The organism is Blastomonas sp. (assembly GCF_046294995.1).
Taxonomy (GTDB): domain Bacteria; phylum Pseudomonadota; class Alphaproteobacteria; order Sphingomonadales; family Sphingomonadaceae; genus Blastomonas.
The window spans coordinates 350,482-368,743 of record NZ_JBKBOG010000001.1; the positions used below are offsets into that span (position 1 = coordinate 350,482).

The following is an 18,262-nucleotide window of genomic DNA, read 5'->3' on the forward strand; positions in this document are numbered from 1 at the left end:
TAGAAGGCATGGGCGGCGAGCGGTGCCGCGAAGGACTATTCGAGCGCGCGCATCGTCCGGCCGAACGCCGTTCGACTGGCCATGGCCATGGTTGCGCCGAATGTCGCGACGACGAGAACCATCGCGAGCAGCGAGAGATTGAGACTGTCGGGGTCGCCGAACACGAAGTCGGTGATCGCCCCGACCAAAGGCGGGCCGAAGCCGATCCCCACCATCGTCACGATGGCGAGGAACACAGACGTCACCACTCCGCGCATCGCAGGCGGGGTGAGCATCTGCACCCCTGCGAGCGAGGCGGGCGAACCCAGCGTCAGCGAGAAATTGAGCAGGCCATAAGCGATGACCGAGGTCGTGACATCGCGGCTGAACGCGAACACCAGCGTGGCCGGGATCGCCCCGAGCAGCGCGATCGTTATCACCGGAGCGGCCGGAGACGGCGCGCCGTTGCGTGCAAACCGGTCGGTGAGCCAACCCCCGCTGAGATGCCCCAGCGGCCCCGCGACCAGAATGACGCTGCCCACCAGCAAACCCGCCTGCGATGGCGTCATGTCGAACAGGCGAACGTAGAAGGTCGCGCTCCACGCAGCGATGGTCTGTATGAGCAGGACAACGGTGACCGAGGCGGCAACATGCGGAATATAGGCGCTGCGATGCGCCTTGGCATGTGCGATTGCCGGTCCAAAGCCGGGTTTGGCAAGAGGATCGGCAGCAGGCGCGCGCTTGGGTTCGCGCAAGGTCAGTGCAATGACGAGTGCGAGCACGAAACCTGGAAGCGCCATGATCACGAAGGTGCCCTGCCATGGTGCGAGCTGACCGACTACCGGTAGCGCGAGGCCACCCTGCACGACCAGCCACGCCAGCACTGCGCCGCCGCCGATCATCGCGGCACTTTTGCCGAGCGATGCTCCGGTGGTGAACAGCGAGACCGCCCGGCCAAGCTTTTCCTTGGGAAAATAGGTGGCGAGCAGCGACATCGCGGCAGGCACCAGAGCGGCTTCGCCAAAGCCCACGCCAAGCCGTGCGAGGAACAGCGAGCCGAAGCTGTCGGCCAGACCGCACAAGGCAGTCGCGATGCTCCACAGCACGATGCCCACGACGATCAGATTGCGCCGGTTGACCTGATCGGCCATCCGCCCGAGCGGGACCGCAACGACAACATAGAGGATGACGAAGCCGGTGCCCTGGAGCAATCCCAGTTCGGTGTCCGAGATGCCCAGATCGAGCTTGAGCGGCTCCATCACCAGGCTGAGCACGAACCGGTCGACGAACGACACCAGATGCGCCACCGCCAGCAGCCCCGCGACGTACCACGGGTACCATCCTCCGATGACCGACGATGGCTGCGCCAGACGAGGTGATGCCGAATGCATCAGCCGATCGCCGCCGAAATGCCTTCATCGGCGAGCCATGTCGCGCCGTGCACCGCACGCGCCTCGTTAGAGAGCAGGAACAGGATCACACCGGCGATCGCATCGGCATCGCTGAACGCGACACCGCTCGGCGTCATCGCCTGCATCGCGGCGATCGCCTCGGCGTTGTTGCGCACGTCCTCGTTCATAGGGGTCGCGGTGTTACCCGGCGCGACCGCATTGATAGCAATGTTCATCGGAGCAAGCTCTGCGGTCAGCGCGCGGGTCATCATCACAACCGCAGCCTTGCTCGCGCAATAGAGCGCGTGGCTGTTGATCCCGATCATCGCCGCGGTTGAGGCGCAGTTGACGATCCTGCCGCCACCCCTGCGCTGCATCAGCGGGGTCGCCGCCGCGATGCTGTTCCACAAACCGGTAACATTGATGTCGATCATCCGCGCGGCATCGCTGCCATCGGTGGCACCGACCGGGGTCGCGTAGAAAACCCCTGCTGCATTGACGAGCAGATCGAGCCCGCCAAGATCGGCTTCGACACCGGCCATCAGCGCGTTCATCGCGGCGGCGTCGCGCACGTCGGCCTTGTAGGGGCGCGCGTTGCCGCCCGCTGCGACGATCGAACTTGCGACCGCGTGCGCCTTGTCCAGCGAAGAGCTGGCGAGAATTGCAACCTCGGCGCCCTCGGCGGCCAGCGCGCGCGCCACGCACTCGCCTATGCCCGAGCTGCCACCGGTGACCAACGCCACCTTGCCTTCAAAACGACCGGTCATGCGTACACCGCCGCGCTCAGCGCCGCGCAGCGTTCGCCGAGTCCGCCGCCGGCGCACATGAACGAAGGACTGTAGCCAAACGATATCCGGTTTTCCGGGTCAGCATAGCCGAGCGCACCGCCTGCTCCGGGATGGCCGAAACTGCGCGGATTGCCGCCCATCGGCGACATCTGGGGTTCGTTGAGGAAGAAGCCATGGCCATAGCGGAACACCCGGTCGGTCATCGCGCAGGTACCGAACCAGGACTCGCTGCGCATCGCATCGATCGTCGGCGGCGAAACCAGCTTCACCCCATCGAGCGTGCCACCGCAGGCCAGGGCGGCGTAGACCTTCGCCACCGATCGGGCATTGCCGTGCCCGTTGCTCGATGGCATCACGCCCTCGCGATATGCGGCATCGTTATAGGGATCGTCCGATGGCGGACGCTGCTTCCATGCCCGGCCCAGCTTGGTGGTGCGGTCACGCGTCTGGACGAAGGTGTGGCTGTCCGGATTGGCGATGACATCGGCGACCCGGTCGTCCGATGCGCCGCGCGTTCCATAGCCATAATCGACGCCGAGTGGCTGGGCCACCTCCTCGTCGAAGAAACGTTCGAGCCGGCGACCGTCGATCCGGCGGACCAGTTCACCGAGCAGATATCCCGCACTGAAGCTGTGATAGCCATGATCGGTGCCGGGCTCCCATTCGGGAACCTGCTGCTCATAGGCCTGGATCATCGCTTCCCAGTCGAGCCCTGCGCCGTCGGGCGCGGAATCGGCGAACAACAGGCCCGCCTTGCCGGTGATCAGCGTGCGCACGGTGATCGCTGCCTTGCCGCCGCCGGCGAACGCGGGCCAGTAATGCGCCACCGGGCGGTCCATATCGAGCGCGCCGCGGTCGGCGAGCATCCACAGGCACAGAGCCGCCATGCCCTTGCCGACCGACATCATGCACACGATGGTATCCTGCGCCCACGGGCGGGTCTGAGTCTTGTCGGCCCAGCCCCCCCACAGATCGACGCATGCCACGCCGCCGCGATACACCGCCACAGCTGCCCCGCGCTCGCCACGCTCGCGAAAGTTCGTTTCGAACGCGTCGCGGACTGCGGAAAATTCGGGGTCGCAATGACCCGAGATGGGCACTTCGATCGGAGAGGTCATCGTCGGTTGTTCACTCTGGCTGCGCAAGGATAGATACACCATCAGTATGCGGCGCTGAGACGGATGCCGTAGGTGCGCGGCTCGCCGACGCGTCCGACGATTCCCGAGGCGAAGCTTGCGGTGCTGGTGACATATTCCTTGTCGGCTAGGTTGCGTCCGAACAGCATCACGCGAAAGCCGCTGTCGCCGAAATCATAGCCCAGGCTGGCGTTGATCAGGCCATAGGGCGACTGCTGGTCGAGCCCGACATTGCCTGCAGTGAAGAACTGGCGGCCGCGATGGCTGTATTCGGCGCGCCCGATGATCGAACCGTTGCCGACCGGAAGATCGAGATCGACGAACGCCGAGTAGGCCCATTTGGGCGCGAGGTTGAGCCGGTTGCCCGAAGCATCGAACACGACGTTGCCGGGTGCGAGCGCGGTAGTGTAGTTTTTATAGACAGCATCGAGATACGCGAGGTTTGCGCCGATCTGGATGCCCTGAACTGGACGGAGCAACGATTCAATCTCGACCCCGTCAACGGTCGCATCGGACGCGTTGGTGATGTCGATCACGCCCGGCGACAGGAACGCCTGGACCTGCAGGTTGGTGTAATCATAATGGAAATAGGTGCCGTTGACGCGCCAAAGCCGATCGAACAGCTCCAGTTTCACGCCTGCTTCGTAGCTCCACAGGGTCTCCGGATCGAACCCCTGGTTGACGTTGCGGCTCGAGAAGTTGAAGCCGCCCGATTTGAAGCCCTTGGTTGCCGAGGCATAGACCAGCACGTCGTCTGCAGGCCGAAACTCGATGCCCACCTTGGGCGTCCAGGCCGAATACACATCGCGCAGCTGATAGGTTTCGGGGAAGCCGGGCCGGAAACCGCCGGTCGTCACAAAGAACTGGCTGGCGGTCTGGTCGAAGCGCTTGCGCTCGCGGGTATAGCGCGCGCCTGCGGTCAGGCTGAGCCGATTAGTGAGTGCGTAATTGGCCTGCACAAAACCTGCTACCGCAGCGGTCTCGATCACCGGAGCGAAGTTGGCGCGCACGTTGCTCGCAAAGGTGGTGACCGACGAGTCCACCTGGATGTTCTCGTCGAAATAATAGACGCCCAGGATGTACGACAGATCGCCCAGGGTGCCCGACAGGTTCAACTCCTGCGAGAACTGGCGCTGGCCTTCGAACTGGTCGGTGCGGCGCACGTTGAGCGCGGTGCCGTCGGTATCGCCGACCTGCTGGAGCCGGTTTGTGCGATAGCCGGTGAGCGAATGAAGCGTTGCGCCGCCCAGATCGTAGCTCAGATCACTCGACACACCCCATTGGGTGCGATCCGAACCCGACCGGATGTTGAGCGCCACGGTGCGGAAATCGCCGAGCACGCTGTTGGCCACCGGATCGGTGGTCGGCTGGAGCATTTTGACATAGCCGCCGAGCGCATCGTCCGAATGCAGATAATCGGCGCGCAGCACGAGGTCGATCCGGCTGTTGGGGGTGAAACGCAGCTGTGCGCGCCCACCGATGGTGTCTTCATCGTCGATATCGCCGACACCGGGAACCGCGTTGGCCAGGAAACCATCCCGCTTCGAACGCAGCACAGAGAAGGAGGCTGCGATCTTGCCGGGAACGACAGGGCCACTGACATAGCCTTCGGCGCGCATGAAGTCGTAATTGCCATAGGTAAGCTGGGCGCGGGCGCGCATCACGTCGTCGGGCTTGCGGCTGATGACGTTGATCGTTCCGCCGACCGAATTCCGGCCATACAGCGTGCCCTGCGGGCCGCGCAGCACCTCGATGCGCTCGACATCCAGAAAGTTGCTCAGGTAGCTGCCGGGCCGCGCCATGTAGATGCCGTCGACGTGCATCGTCGACGATGGGTCCGACCCGCCGAAGACATTGTTTGAGCCAATACCGCGGATGTAGACTTGCGAAAAGGTGGCGTTCTGGGTGACCTGAAGACCCGGCGCGAGCGACACGAGATCCCGAATATCCTTGATCCCGGCACGGTCGAGCGTTTCGGCACTGACCGCAGTTACTGCCAGGGGCGTGTCTTGCAGCCGGGTTTCGCCTGTGCGCGTTGCGGTGACGATGATCTCGTCGTCATAGCCCGAAGCACGCGGGCCAGCAGCCGGCGCCGCCTCTTGGGCGAAGGCTGCGGGAGATGCGACGGCGATTGCCATTGCCATTGCAGAAGCGCCCCGCATCGATGCGAATTGGCTGACCATGATCGTCCCCTTTTGCTGTCCACGGGCTCCGGCATGTTTGCCTCGCCGTGACGCAGTGTAGACACAGGCCAAAACGATAATCAAGGTAATCGTCGACGATTTGTCATTTAATGTTCAAATCCCTGTCATTATAGCCATTTATCGTCGACGATCATTGATGTTAAAGTGCTTCTGCTGGAGTCAGGAGTCGGACACACCAGTCGACATGGTGAAGGATAACGGCCTCTGCGCTGCGCGAGTCGCGCTCCAGCAACGCGTCGGTAAGACGTTGATAGTTTCTGACATATTGCGGAGCATGGACGTCGAGATCGATGGCTGCGACGAGCAGGCGGTTCCAGTATTCGATCTGCATCATACGCATCACGAAATCGACATAGGGCTTTTGCGCGATAGCGTTCGCCACATAGTGAAAGTTGTTCAACGCCTGGAAAAAGGCCACACCCTCAGCAGGCTTTGCGGCGGCGTCACCGATCGCCGCCATCGCCGCGCGGATCAGCGCCGGGTTGTCGCCCTCCTGCGCGCGTGCGGCCGCAGCCTTGAGCCCTAGTGCCGCAATCGGGGCGAGCACCTCGTACATCTCGGCCAGATCGTGCTGCTCCATCGGGCGCAGGACCGCGCCGCGATCGGGTAGCAGTTCGACCAGCCCCTGGCCTGCGAGAACCGCCAGCGCCTCGCGCACCGGCGCACGGCTGAGATCAAGCTGCTGCGCCACCTCGGCCGCTATGATCCTGCTTCCGGGCGCCAGTTCGCCGCGGTCCATCGCCGCCATCAGCGTCTGGTAGACGCGCTCGACGAGAGACATCTTGAGCTCGCCTCCGGCAGTTAACTTGGATGCACCGAAGGGCCGGACCGGCACTTTGGGGCGCTGCGCTCTGGGCTTCTTCGACACCGCCTTGGCCTTTGCCCTCGTTTCGCCTGTGGTGGTCTTCTTCATCTCGTGCCCCTGTGGATTGTCGACAATATGCTCTGGTACCCCAGCGACGTGCTGATCACCAGCGGGGGCTTCAATCGATCAGAAGCACATTATCGTCGACAATAAGCTAACTGAGTGCCAAATCAATCAGCGTTGAGAGGCTTATCGTCGACGATTTGAAGCGAACACCTTGACTCCGGCCCATCGGCAGCCGTACACCTTGTTTCTGCGTGGCAGTCGATAGTTCCGGCAGCGCCATGTCCCTCAGCAGGAGCCCGCAGCGATATGACCGTACAAAGCTTGAGTATGGCGCTGATCGCAGCCTTCGATCGCGCCGCAGACCGGGTGCTGATCAGCCAGGACGACCGTGAACTTACCGGGCACCAGTTGTGTGCAGCCATGGACGATCTCGCGCTGCGATTGATCGCGCTGGGCGTTGCGCCGGGGGACAGGGTCGCGGTGCAGTCGCCCAAGTCGCTCGATCTGGTCATGCTCTATCTGGGGTGCCTGCGGCTGGGTGCGGTCTATCTGCCGCTCAACGATGCCTATCGTGCCGATGAGGTCGGCTATTTCCTGCGCGACGCGGGTCCTTCGCTTTTCATCTGCGCGCCAGCCGACGAAGCGGCGCTGGTTGCTTCGGCCTGCATCCCGACGGCCGTCACGGTGCGCACTCTGGGCGCTGTTGGCGAAGGGTCATGGCTGCAAGCCACACCCTCGGACGTCGCTTTGCCCCCGCCGCCTGCCTCGCCAGACGACCTGGCGGCGATCGTCTATACCTCTGGCACAACCGGACGGTCCAAGGGCGCGATGCTGTCACAGCGCAACCTGCTAGCAAATGCGCGAGATCTGGCGGAAGTCTGGGGCATCAGTGCCGACGACAGGCTGCTGCATGCGCTCCCCCTTTACCATATTCACGGGCTGTTTATCGCGATGCACCCATTGTTGCTGGCTGGGGGGCGGATCGACCTTCTTCCCGCTTTCGATGCTGACGCAGTGCTGCAGCGGCTCGATGACGCGACCGTGTTCATGGGGGTCCCCACTCACTACACCCGCTTGCTGGCAAGCCCCGGCCTGACCCGCGAGGCGACCGCCAATGTCAGGCTGTTCGTCAGCGGGTCCGCCCCGCTCACACCTGCCACGTTCACCGCGTTCGCAGAGCGGACCGGGCACGATATTCTGGAACGCTACGGGATGACCGAGTGCGGCATCATCTGCTCCAACCCGCTGGACGGGCCCCGGTTGCCCGGCGCGGTCGGCCAGCCTTTGCCCGGATACAGGGTCCGTATCGCCGGCGGTGCCGCGACCGGGGTGCTCGAAGTGCGCGGCGACAGCCTGTTCGGTGGATACTGGCAGATGCCGGAAAAGACCCGCGAGGAGTTTCGCGACGACGGGTATTTCATCACCGGCGATATCGCCTCGATCGATGACGATGGCGTCGTGCGCATCGTCGGCCGCGACAAGGACATGATCATCTCGGGCGGATTGAACATTTACCCGATTGAGATCGAGACGCTGCTGGAAGCGATGGCCGAGATCGGCGATGTCGCGGTCGTGGGCGTGCCGCATGCCGATTTCGGCGAGGCGGTGCTGGCGGTGGTATGCCTGAGGGCCGGAGCCAATCTTACCGGCCCGGAGATCATCGACCGGCTGCGCCCGCACCTTGCCGGATTCAAGCTGCCCAAGGCAGTGGTGTTTGCACCAGCGTTGCCCCGTAATGCGATGGGGAAGGTGCAGAAAGCCGAACTGCGCCGCGTGCACGCCGGGCAGTTCGACCTGTGCGCCTGAGCCTGGGGTTTGCAGGCTGTGCGAAACCGGTGCCGGACCCGCTCCGTACGGCGCAGCAGCTGTCGCTCAGCCTGTTGGAGAGCTGCGGCGAGACCCAGGGAACGTTGACCGCGACGCGACTGGCCCGGGCCCTGGCCATGCTCGATCACGAAACCGAGCAGGCCTACAGTCTCTGGTTGATCGAAAATCTGGGCCCGGATCCGGCCTTGCTTGCCGCGAGCATCGATCAATGGATGAAGCGGCCGAATGCGGTGCATGCCTCGCAGCTGAGCATCCGCGCCGAACCGCGCCGCCAGGAGCTTTTGCGGCGTCTGAATGCGGCCCCCGGCGGCACACGGCATCTGGTCGCCTGGCGAGCCAGGTTGCTGCGCGAGATCGCGCAATGCCCTGCGCTGGCTCCGCTGGAAGCCGACCTCAGGCACCTGCTCGCATCATGGTTCAACCGGGGCTTTCTGACGCTCAGGCCGATAACCTGGGACAGTCCGGCAAGACTGCTTGAGCGTTTGATTGAGCACGAGGCAGTCCATACTATCGCGGACTGGTCCGATCTGCGCGGCAGGACCGAGGGCGACCGGCGCTGCTACGGCTTTTTCCATCCGGCGCTGCCCGATACACCGCTGATTTTCGTCGAGGTGGCGCTCACCGACCAGATTAGCTGCGCGATAGCACCTCTGCTCGATCATCCACCGAGCCGCACCACGCCCGACCGGCCAAGCACGGCCATCTTCTATTCCATCAGCAATTGCGAGCCGGGGCTGCGTGGCCTGCAGTTCGGCAATTTCCTGATCAAGCAGATCGTCGCAGACCTGAAGGCGGAATACCCCTCGCTATCGGTTTTCGCGACCCTGTCGCCGATCCCGGGCCTGGTGCGCTGGCTCGATGCTGGCGGCCGCAACCTGGCGCACGACGGTGATGACCCCCGGCGTTTGTGTGCATTGTATCTCACCGGCGTTCAACCCGATGGGACCCCCGGCAAGCCGCGCGATCCGGTGGCTGCGTTCCATCTCGGCAACGGCGCCGAATTGTGGAGGATCAACAGCGATGCCGATATGTCGGCCAAAGGCCTGGCGCAAAGTGCAGGCATGATGGTCAACTACCTCTATCGCGCGCAGGATCTGGTGGCCAACCACGAACGCTTTTCAGCGCACGGGGAGGTAGCGCGGTCGCCCGAAGTCGACGCGTTGATAGCAGCAACAGCTGCCCCTGCACGGCGCTGGACGCTGCCCTGGGTCAAGACAAACCTCATATAACCCCCCTCAGGAGAAGTACCGATGCCGATGATCGAAACCTATCGCGGAGTCGCATTCCCCTGGCTTTGCGACCAGATGGGCCACCTAACGACCTTTCGCTATGTCGAGATGTTCGATGTCGCATCCTATCATCTGATGCACGCACTGGGCGATCGGCCGACAAGGCATACTGAGTTGGGCTGGGCGGACGTGAACCATTCGATCGACTATAAGGCCGAGGTCGCCATCGGCGCCCTGCTGCTCATCCGCAGCGGAGTTGTCCGCACCGGGCGCAGTTCAATCGTCACCCAGCACGTCATGACAGGCCCGGATGGCGAGGTCGAGCACGCAGTTCTGACGGCAACCACGGTAAGATTCGACCTTGTCGCGCGCAAATCGGTACCGCTACCCGACTATTTTCTCACAAGCTGTGAAGCGTATCTGGTTGCTTGATCTCGTCGGCACATCCCTGGAATTTTGCTAAGCCGGAAGGCCAATGGAGGGGGACCTGCAGATCAAGCCGCTGATATCCGGTGCTGCGTGGACCCTTGTGACCGACAAAGCCATCAGATTAGATATTTCCAGCCTTCCCAGACCGCAGGCTCGTTCAAGGAGAAAGACCGAGCGCGAATTGGCATGCATCAAACGTCAAGATTACTGCTGGCCAACGCCCGCAATGCTGTTGGAAGGCGCCAAATACCGTCGTTGGCGCACATTGTGGTCAGGCAAGCTCAAGCGAGACTGATGGCCGGTGCCGCCGAAAGCAGTCTTTGCGAAACCCACCTTCAAATGACCATTGTTGGGTCGACTGCTGCCGGAAGGTCTAGGGACGTTCCTGCCGTTCCCTTGCGATAGGTCGAATGGCAAGTGGGGCTAGGAACCGACATCCAGCGTGTTGCACGCCGCAGCCTGTCTGATGCATTGTCAACGTCGCTGGCGCTGCGAACCAACCTTACACCAGCATCGGCATCGGCTACCGCGCGGCAAGCGCCTGCCGGATACGCTCGGCCGTCAACGGCATTGATCTCAGACGCTGCCCGGTCGCGCGCGCAACGGCGTTAGCGAATGCTGCCGCCGAAGGTCCCTGCGACGCTTCGCCTGCGCCCAGAAAGGGCTGGCCGGGACGATCGATGATGTGCACGGCCATTCGCTGTGGCACGGAATCGAAGCGCAAGATCGGATAGCTGCTCCAGTCGAAGGCAGTGCGGCGCGCGGGCTCAAAGCGCACCTCCTCGTGCGCGGTCCAGCTGATCGACTGGACGATGCCGCCCTCGATCTGGTTGCGCAGGCCATCGGGGCTGACGGTCTCGCCGGCATCGACCGCAGCATCCGCGCGCAACACCGTGGTCGCGCCGGTTTCAGGCTCGACGCGCAGGTCGATCGCCACAGCGCAATAGGCGCCGCTGTTCTTGTAGCGCGCAAAGGCGAAACCCTGGCCGCGCCAGCGCTCGCGCGGCAGGCGCGCCCAACCGAACCGATCGGCCAAGGTGCGGATCACTGCGATTGCGCGCGGGTCCGACAAATGCCGTAATCGAAACGCGACAGGATCGCTTTTGGCCACCGCCGCCAGTTCGTCGATCATGCTTTCTATCGCGAACACGTTCATGTGCGCACCCAGGCCGCGCAGCGCCGATACCCGCACCGGCATTTGCGGAACGAACATGTTGGTGATCGTCGCGCGCGGCAATCTGTAGAGCGGGATGGCGTTGCGATCGCCGCCGCCATTGGGCTGCGGGATCGCGCGCGGCGGTGACGGCGTAAATCCGCGCCCGACTTCCAGCCCGGCGAGCAGGTCGCCTGCCTGCGACGGACGGGTGCTGTGGGTGCTGCTCCACACCTGATGAGTCCATTCGGCGATGCGGCCATTGGCATCCACCCCCGCCGAAACCTCGGTCACCATCGCTGGGCCGAGCGGTTCCCAACCATGCTCCTGTTCGCGGGTCCAGGTCAGCTTCACGGGTCGACCGGGCACCGCGCGCGCGGCGAGCGCGGCGTCTGCAGCGACATCGTCGGCACCGTTATGCCCGTAGCAACCGGCGCCTTCGCGGTGGATGCAACGGATGCGCTCGGGGGGCAGGTCGAGAAGTTCGGCGAGCGCATTGCGCAGCGGATAGACGCCTTGGCTGTGTGTCCACACGGTCATCTCGCCATCCTTCCACAGCGCGACCGCGCAGGACGGCCCGATCGCGCCGTGCATCAGATAGGGGCGATCATAGCGCGCGGCGATACGCCGGACGGCGGGCAGCGTAGCAGCGTCGCGCGACAGGATCACATCGGGCTGGGTCGGCAAGGCGCGGATCATGTCGCGCAGATCGCCGCCGGGCAGCGGCGCTTCGCTGCGCGCCCATGGTATCCGCCCGACCGCCAGCATCGCCTGTACCAGCGGCCATTCGCGCGGGCCCAGCATCGCGGCGAAATCGCCGACACGCACCACCTGCTCGACGCCGGACATGCGCGCTATCGCATCGAGATCGGGCGCGGTCAGCCGCGTGCCTTCGGCGGGCCCGCGGATGACGCGCGCATGCAGCATTCCCGGCATCGCCATGTCGTGGACATAGGCTGGCACCCCGGTCAACTTGGGCGGAATGTCCCGGCGTGGGCGGTCGCGGCCAATATGGTCGCGCGCGGCGACGCGCTTGCGGGGCACCTGTGGCCGCGCCTCGACATGCAAAGACAGCGATGCCGCCAGTTCGCCATAGCTCGCCTGGCGTCCATCGCGCGTGCGCACGACGCCATTGATCGTCGACAGCGTGTCCAGTGCCACCCCAAAAAACTGCGCTGCGCGTTCGGCGAGCAGATAGCGGACATTGGCGGCAGCGTTGGCGATCGCGGTGCCGCTGTTCTGCAGCGACTGGCTGCCCGAGGTGATCCCCTCGTCGGGAGTACGCCCGGTATCGGCAGTGACCAGCGTTACCCGCTCAAGCGGCAAGTCGAGCTCGTCGGCGGCGATCTGCAGCAACGCGGTGCCGATCCCCTGGCCCAGCTCGGCCTTGCCGGTGAAGACGGTCGCCGCGCCATCGGGGGCGATGCGGATCCACGCATCGAGATGCGGAAACTCGGCGAGACTTCCCGGCAGCCCGGGAGCAATTTCAGGCGGCGCACCGGTGCCTTCACCGCCACCGCTGGTGGCCCCCTCCTGCGCAATAGCGGATCCGGCGAGTGCGAACAGCACCACCAGCCCGCCGCCGCGCAGCACATCCCGGCGCGCCAGACCGCTCATGACCCCACCGCTCATAATACCGGCTCGGCAGGATCGACGATGCCGCCGCCCATCGCCACGGCGGCGCGGCGCACTGCGCGCAGGATCCGCATATGCGTGCCGCAGCGGCAGAGCGATGGCCGCATCGCGGTCCGCATAGCAGCCTCGCTTGGACGCAGATCGGCGCGCAGCAAGGCCTCGGCACGCGCGATCATGCCGGGGATGCAATAGCCGCATTGCGCCGCCTGCTCGTCTATAAACGCCTGTTGCACCGGCCCGGGGGCCTTGGCGTCGCCCAATCCCTCCACGGTCATGACCTCTCGGCCTTCGAGCGCGGCCATCGGTGTGATGCACGATTGCACCGGTCTGCCATCGACCAGCACGGTGCACGAACCGCACTGGCCCAGCCCGCAGCCGAACTTGGCGGCATGCAGCCCCAGGTCGTCGCGCAGCACATACAGCAGCGGCTCGGCCGGATCGCCTTCGATGCGGCGGCGGGTGCCGTTGATCGTCAGCTCAATCATTCGCCGCCCTCCGCGCGTGCATCGGCCACCGCCTGTTCAAGATCGCCCCAGTCGGGCCCAGACCCCCATCGCGCCCGCATATAGCCGGTGACCGCAGCGATCTGCTTGTCGGTCAGCGTATCGGCATAAGCGGGCATATAAGGCCCGTGCGGCTCGACGGGCGGCTCGAGCCCCTGCAGGATGATCTGCACGGTGTCGCGCGGATTTTCCTCGTGCAGTGGACTGCCCAGCCGAAGGTCGGGGCGCCCCGCAACCATCATCGGCGCGCCGGGTTCGTGGCATGCCGCACAGGCTCCGCGAAACAACACCGCCCCGGCGGGGTGCGCTCTGGCCGCGACCGCGCCGCGGTCGGGCAGCACAGGCTCGGAACGCGCAGCACGCGCGTTGCGCATCGTCCACGCATAATATGTCGCGAGCGCACGCACATCGCGCTCAGGTGCACGCGCGAGGTTGTGCGTCACCGGTCCCATTGGTCCTGCAGCGGCGGCATGCGCGGTGCTGAGCCCCGTAGTCAAATAGGTGTACAGCCGCTCAGCGGTCCATTCACGCACCGCGGGCGACGATGCGTCGAGCGGCGGCGCATACCAGCCATCGGACCAGCCGCCCGCATACGCGCGTTCGCGCAGTTCCTGCTGCAACAGCCCGCGCGGCGAATGGCAACTGGCGCAATGCGCGAGCCCTTCGCCCAGATAGCGGCCGCGCTCCCACAGTGCCCCGAGTTGCGGCAGTGGTGCTTGCGGGCCGGTGCGCGGCAGCGCGAGCAGCTTCCACCCCGCCAGCACTGGCCGCCAGCCGAGCGGCGGGATCAGAGCATTGGCCGGCGGCTCGGAGCGCACAGCGTCGCGGGTCATGAAGAAAGCATAGAGCGCGCGAAGGTCAGCATCGCTGGTATGCCGTAGGCGATCATAGGGAAATGCCGGATACAGATGCGATCCGTCGCGCCCCAGGCCCTCGCGCATCGATCGCGCGAATGCCTCGTAGGGCCATTTGCCGATACCGGTTTCGGGATCGGGGGTGATATTGCTGCCATAGATCGTGCCGAACGGCGTTTTGATCGGGGTGCCGCCCGCATAAACCCGGCCCCCGGGCACGCTGTGGCAGCTGGCGCAGTTGCCGATCCGGGCAAGCGCCGCGCCCCGCGCGATCTCGCTTCGGTCGAAGTTCGCCGGATTGGGCCGGTTTATCGCGGCGATCGCGGGTTCGCGCGCCCAAAGCGCATAGATCACCAGCGCAGCCAGCAGGACCAAAGCTGCCCATGCCAGGACACGCAGCCAGCGTCGCCCAGTCACTCGCTCAGCGAGCATCGCGCATCAACCGGGCAGTCACTTCTGCGACATCGTTCGAAAGCGCTGCGCGGTCGAGCCGGGTGAGTTGGCCGTGCTGCTTCAGGATGGCGCCATCGGCCATCACCAGCGTGATATCCGACGCCCGCACCGATCGCAGAATCGTCGTGGCCGGGTCCGCCTGCGGCTGCAGCGACAGCGCATCGCGTCGAACGACGATCAGGTCTGCACGTTTGCCTGGGCTCAGCGTCCCGGTGATATTGCCAAGCCCCAAGGATGCCGCGCCCTCGCGCGTACCGATCGCCAGTGCATCGAGCGGCGTCATCGCCATCTCGTCGCCGGTCTGCGCATTAGCGAGCCCCTGGATCGTCCGCAGTTCGCGGAGCAAGTCCGACACGCCCACCAGGGCGGGGGTATCGATCGACGCTCCAATCAGAACACCCTCGCGCTGCAGCGCCGCGACCGGCGGTACGCCGAAGCCCACGGTAAGTTCGGACGAGGGCGCAAGCGAGACGCTCGCGCCGCTTCGCGCGAGCGTCGCGATCTCGTCGTTCTCGGCATTGACCGCGTGGATGATCTGCATGTCGTTTCCGAGCAGGCCCAGTTCCGCCAGCCGCCGGATATGCCCACGATTGGCGGCGCTGTTGTTGGCATGGACGCTGACCGGCAGCCCGCGGTCGCGAGCCAGCGCCAGGTCCGCGCGCCAGACCGCATCAGGCACCGCCTTCGGTTTGCCATCCGCCGTGGCCAGCACTCCGCGCCAGCCGATCCCGAGAGTAAGGCGACCATTGGCAGACCACTCATTCCAGCTGTCGTGCAGGCGTGCGAAGTCACCGCCATCAAGTGGCTGGTCAAACGCCGTCTCGCGCGTCGCGCCGTAGGAAAACCGCGCCCGCAGCCCGGTCTCGCTCAGCCCCGCCAGTGCGGCGCGGGCGTATTCCGGGCTGCGGATGTTGTGGCACCAGTCGTGCACGGTCGTGATCCCGTGATCGATCGCATCGGCAGCAGCGAGCTTGGCTGCCAACCGCATATCACCCGGACTGAAACGCTGTCCCAGCCGGCCGGTCATGGCAAAATAGCCGTTGGCGTCGCTGTTGTCGGCGAGGTTGCGCAACAGCGTCGTCCACAGATGCCAGTGCGTATCGACCAGCCCCGGCAAAACGATCGAATCCCGCGCATCGATCTGCGCGGCCGCAGGCGCGGTAATATTCTGGCCGATGGCGACGATCACTCCGTCGCGGACATGGATATCATGGTCGGCAAGCCCAGCGGCACCCGGCACCATGGTCAACACCGTGGCACCCCGGATCAGATATTCGCTCGAGGCCGGACGCAATGCGACCGCGCCGATCGGAACGACTGCCGACGCGCCCACCCCTGCCAGCACAGTGCGCCGGGAGATTCGAAAGGCATGTGTCAGGCCAATTGGTTCGCCCCTTGAAAAGTTTCCCTGCAACAGGGGTAAGATTCAACAACGAGACAGAAAGCCAAGGCGTTCCAATAGCCGACAGCAAATGACGTTTTTTGCTCACCATTTATCAGCCTCGGCTTGAACCCTGATATCGAATCTAGCCTCGGCAGCTTGCGGATCAGGGCCGAAGAGGTCGAATGACCAAGATAGGGGGCAATGCCGAATGCCCGGCTCCGGGCGTCATATCGGCAGCTTCTGTGAGGAGCGGACGCTTATGCCGGCTGGTCTGAACGACCGGGTCTGGGTCGACTGCTGCCAATTGCTCTGAAGGGAAGAAAGTGGGGCGACAGCTGACACTGCCCAGCTTGGGCCGCCTATACCCGAAATCGTAGCACGGGCAAAATCATCGACGTGGCAATTTTCTGTGCAGCTCTAGCCGCAATCCGATGGGTAGCGGTGGCAGTTTTGCGTTTCAGGAAGGCTTCTTTTGCGGGTCATCACCATTGCGTTGAATAGCCTCCCCAACGACTTTGGCGACTGCCGAACCTAGTTCTCTGCTTACGGCCGCTTGGTGTGGGGAAGGCGCTCCGGCCTGCTCGCGATGGCCGAAATTCTCATTGCTCCGATCATCAGGACCACCATGCGCCCAGGTCGGTGCAGTTGGCTCAAAACGCGCTAGCGCCTGCTTCAGTGCTGTTAGCTCGCCCTTAAGTGTAGCTTCTCGCAGCCGACTTTCGTGAAGCTCCTTGCGATATATTTCCACTTTGTCGGCAGCGTCAGCCCGTTCAGCCTCAATCTCGGAATTTAGTTGCATTGCGGCATGGAGTTGATCTCTTAACGATTCCATCTCTACAAGTTTAACTTCGAGGGCCGCGCGTTCCTCATCACGGACACGGTTCGCAGCCTCTTGAACCTTGTTGGTCATCACCATGAGAATCGCAGCCATATCGTCACTGGTAAAGTTTGCCGGTACGATCGCTTTGGTGGAATGAATCTTCCATTGCCTGAGGTGATTAATGATAGTCGTCAGGCTGCCTGTACGGGTCTCTTCACGAATCATAATTGCAGAGATCTGGTCAGCTTTGACGCCTGCAGCGACGAGTTTGTCTGCGACGGCCGCCACCGTGTCGTATTGAATTCCCCTGGCTTGACTCACGTTGCGGGTCTCCACTGCATTCATACGTATACATATGAATACGTATGGCATTTCCTCTGGCGCCACCCGAGATAGTGTCCCTAGCTTAATAAGCTGTAACCAGTGCCTTTTTTGTAGAAGTAGGGACGGCGTGAATGCCAAGCCACCCCTTCAACCAATAACTCCATTTATACGCATGGCAGTGCCTCCGACTACGCCTCGTCGCGGTACCCCCGCGCCGGGTCGGTCCATGTTCGCATACTACCGACCGCTCCACAGGGATTAGGCATATCCGCGCACGCATGTCCTAGCGGATGGAAAACCGGGCAGCTGCGGCCCTTTTGATCGAATTTGTGATGGGAAAAAAGTTTTTCTCAGGTTCGGTCTTAAGGACTACAATGACCGATATACCGAATAACGCTCCGTCTGGCACACTAGGCGGGGATAGTGATGAATGGAACATCCGCGTCCTCCTGCCTGCCGCGCGTCTGGAGCACTTTATCGTCCGTAAACAGCCGGTTGAGCCACTTACGACAATCGCGGTGATCGACACTGAAACGACCGGCAAGGACGCGACGCGAGACCAGATCATCGATCTTGGTTACGTGATCCTGCTGGTTGATGCTGCCGGCGACATAGTCGATGTCATTGCCGCACGGGAGGCGCTTTGCGATCCGGGCATGCAGATCCCAAGCCGCGTTTCTCGGCTCACCGGCCTCACCGACGCTGACGTGCGCGGAAAAGCGATCGACCTTGACCTGGTTGAGCAGGATTTTCGGCAGGTTGACGTCTTTATCGGGCACAACGCTGCCTTCGACCTGTCTTTTCTCCGCCACCTGCTTCCCTGTACCGCAGAATCAGCTTGGGCCTGCTCGTTGGCCGATTTTGACTGGCTGGTCGATGCGCAACTCGACGGCCGCGCATTGGGGCACTTGCTTGCCCAGATCGGGTTCTACAATTCGGGGCACCGCGCGCTCGCGGACGTGATCAGCTTGATCCATTTGCTGGCTTATCCGCTGCCAACGGGTCAACCGGTGCTCGGTGCATTGCTCGCCAACGCTGCCAAGCCGACTTTTCGGGTGGAAGCGACCCGGGCTCCCTTTGATGCGCGGTCGATCTTGAAAGCCCGTGGCTACCGGTGGGATGCAGCGAACAAGGTTTGGTGCATCGAGGTCATGGAGCAAAATCTTGACGCAGAGATCTTGTGGATCGGGCGCCACGTCACGCCATTCGGTCCGGCACCCAAGGTAACCCAAATCACGTGGCACCAGCGGCACCGCTGAGGTCGTGGCCGTGGCGGACAGCG

General features: G+C 63.6%; 14 protein-coding genes. 4 read left to right on the forward strand and 10 right to left on the reverse strand.

Features of this window, described 5'->3' with window-relative positions; all coding sequences use genetic code 11:
• Nucleotides 1-35 precede the first annotated feature (35 nt).
• The 5 genes from ACK4R0_RS01565 to ACK4R0_RS01585 form a co-directional block, all read right to left on the reverse strand.
• A complete protein-coding gene (locus tag ACK4R0_RS01565) occupies nt 36-1,370 on the reverse strand; it encodes an MFS transporter (protein WP_409669198.1) in 1,335 nt (444 codons plus the stop codon).
• The gene (locus ACK4R0_RS01570) at nt 1,370-2,137 is read right to left on the reverse strand and encodes an SDR family NAD(P)-dependent oxidoreductase (RefSeq protein WP_409669201.1); all 768 of its coding nucleotides are present in this window, start codon (nt 2,135-2,137) and stop codon (nt 1,370-1,372) included. Before ACK4R0_RS01570 ends, ACK4R0_RS01565 begins: the two co-directional genes overlap by 1 nt.
• On the reverse strand, nt 2,134-3,276 hold the full coding sequence (locus tag ACK4R0_RS01575; RefSeq protein ID WP_409669204.1) for a serine hydrolase domain-containing protein: 1,143 nt from the start codon (nt 3,274-3,276) through the stop codon (nt 2,134-2,136). The genes ACK4R0_RS01570 and ACK4R0_RS01575 overlap by 4 nt, the downstream gene beginning before the upstream one ends.
• Before the next feature lie 41 nt (nt 3,277-3,317).
• Nucleotides 3,318-5,432, reverse strand: a complete 2,115-nt coding sequence (locus tag ACK4R0_RS01580) for a TonB-dependent receptor (protein ID WP_409669207.1) — start codon at nt 5,430-5,432, stop codon at nt 3,318-3,320.
• A 205-nt stretch (nt 5,433-5,637) separates the two neighbouring features.
• Nucleotides 5,638-6,411 (reverse strand): GntR family transcriptional regulator, encoded by a 774-nt coding sequence (locus tag ACK4R0_RS01585; RefSeq protein ID WP_409669210.1) that lies wholly within the window; start codon nt 6,409-6,411, stop codon nt 5,638-5,640.
• Between the two features lie 264 nt (nt 6,412-6,675).
• Between ACK4R0_RS01585 and ACK4R0_RS01590 the strand changes: the two genes are divergently transcribed.
• Genes ACK4R0_RS01590 through ACK4R0_RS01600 form a run of 3 tightly spaced genes read left to right on the forward strand, consistent with a single transcriptional unit; the run spans nt 6,676 to nt 9,857 of the window.
• Nucleotides 6,676-8,175 carry an AMP-binding protein gene (locus tag ACK4R0_RS01590; RefSeq protein WP_409669213.1) on the forward strand — a complete coding sequence of 500 codons (1,500 nt, stop codon included), beginning with the start codon at nt 6,676-6,678 and terminating at the stop codon, nt 8,173-8,175.
• Nucleotides 8,176-8,204: 29 nt separating this feature from the next.
• On the forward strand, nt 8,205-9,425 hold the full coding sequence (locus ACK4R0_RS01595) for a malonyl-CoA decarboxylase domain-containing protein (RefSeq protein WP_409669216.1): 1,221 nt from the start codon (nt 8,205-8,207) through the stop codon (nt 9,423-9,425).
• Between the two features lie 21 nt (nt 9,426-9,446).
• Nucleotides 9,447-9,857, forward strand: a complete 411-nt coding sequence (locus ACK4R0_RS01600) for an acyl-CoA thioesterase (RefSeq protein ID WP_409669219.1) — start codon at nt 9,447-9,449, stop codon at nt 9,855-9,857.
• Nucleotides 9,858-10,377: 520 nt separating this feature from the next.
• Here ACK4R0_RS01600 and ACK4R0_RS01605 read toward each other — a convergent pair.
• The 5 genes from ACK4R0_RS01605 to ACK4R0_RS01625 form a co-directional block, all read right to left on the reverse strand.
• Complete coding sequence (locus tag ACK4R0_RS01605) at nt 10,378-12,624, reverse strand: molybdopterin cofactor-binding domain-containing protein (protein ID WP_409669222.1); 2,247 nt, start codon at nt 12,622-12,624, stop codon at nt 10,378-10,380.
• Between the two features lie 11 nt (nt 12,625-12,635).
• Complete coding sequence (locus ACK4R0_RS01610) at nt 12,636-13,127, reverse strand: (2Fe-2S)-binding protein (protein ID WP_409669225.1); 492 nt, start codon at nt 13,125-13,127, stop codon at nt 12,636-12,638.
• A complete protein-coding gene (locus ACK4R0_RS01615; protein ID WP_409669228.1) occupies nt 13,124-14,374 on the reverse strand; it encodes a c-type cytochrome in 1,251 nt (416 codons plus the stop codon). The genes ACK4R0_RS01610 and ACK4R0_RS01615 overlap by 4 nt, the downstream gene beginning before the upstream one ends.
• A gap of 46 nt (nt 14,375-14,420) precedes the next feature.
• Nucleotides 14,421-15,797 carry an amidohydrolase family protein gene (locus ACK4R0_RS01620; protein WP_409669231.1) on the reverse strand — a complete coding sequence of 459 codons (1,377 nt, stop codon included), beginning with the start codon at nt 15,795-15,797 and terminating at the stop codon, nt 14,421-14,423.
• Nucleotides 15,798-16,293: 496 nt separating this feature from the next.
• Nucleotides 16,294-16,992, reverse strand: a complete 699-nt coding sequence (locus tag ACK4R0_RS01625) for a DNA-binding protein (RefSeq protein ID WP_409669234.1) — start codon at nt 16,990-16,992, stop codon at nt 16,294-16,296.
• 362 nt (nt 16,993-17,354) lie between these two features.
• Between ACK4R0_RS01625 and ACK4R0_RS01630 the strand changes: the two genes are divergently transcribed.
• Nucleotides 17,355-18,239 carry a 3'-5' exonuclease gene (locus ACK4R0_RS01630; protein WP_409669237.1) on the forward strand — a complete coding sequence of 295 codons (885 nt, stop codon included), beginning with the start codon at nt 17,355-17,357 and terminating at the stop codon, nt 18,237-18,239.
• Nucleotides 18,240-18,262: the final 23 nt, after the last annotated feature.

Coding starts and splice junctions, on each gene's coding strand:
- ACK4R0_RS01565 (WP_409669198.1), bottom strand. CDS start 1,370: ATGCATTCGGCATCACCTCGTCTGGCGCAGCCATCGTCGGTCATCGGA.
- ACK4R0_RS01570 (WP_409669201.1), bottom strand. CDS start 2,137: ATGACCGGTCGTTTTGAAGGCAAGGTGGCGTTGGTCACCGGTGGCAGC.
- ACK4R0_RS01575 (WP_409669204.1), bottom strand. CDS start 3,276: ATGACCTCTCCGATCGAAGTGCCCATCTCGGGTCATTGCGACCCCGAA.
- ACK4R0_RS01580 (WP_409669207.1), bottom strand. CDS start 5,432: ATGGCAATCGCCGTCGCATCTCCCGCAGCCTTCGCCCAAGAGGCGGCG.
- ACK4R0_RS01585 (WP_409669210.1), bottom strand. CDS start 6,411: ATGAAGAAGACCACCACAGGCGAAACGAGGGCAAAGGCCAAGGCGGTG.
- ACK4R0_RS01590 (WP_409669213.1), top strand. CDS start 6,676: ATGACCGTACAAAGCTTGAGTATGGCGCTGATCGCAGCCTTCGATCGC.
- ACK4R0_RS01600 (WP_409669219.1), top strand. CDS start 9,447: ATGCCGATGATCGAAACCTATCGCGGAGTCGCATTCCCCTGGCTTTGC.
- ACK4R0_RS01605 (WP_409669222.1), bottom strand. CDS start 12,624: ATGAGCGGTCTGGCGCGCCGGGATGTGCTGCGCGGCGGCGGGCTGGTG.
- ACK4R0_RS01610 (WP_409669225.1), bottom strand. CDS start 13,127: ATGATTGAGCTGACGATCAACGGCACCCGCCGCCGCATCGAAGGCGAT.
- ACK4R0_RS01630 (WP_409669237.1), top strand. CDS start 17,355: ATGACCGATATACCGAATAACGCTCCGTCTGGCACACTAGGCGGGGAT.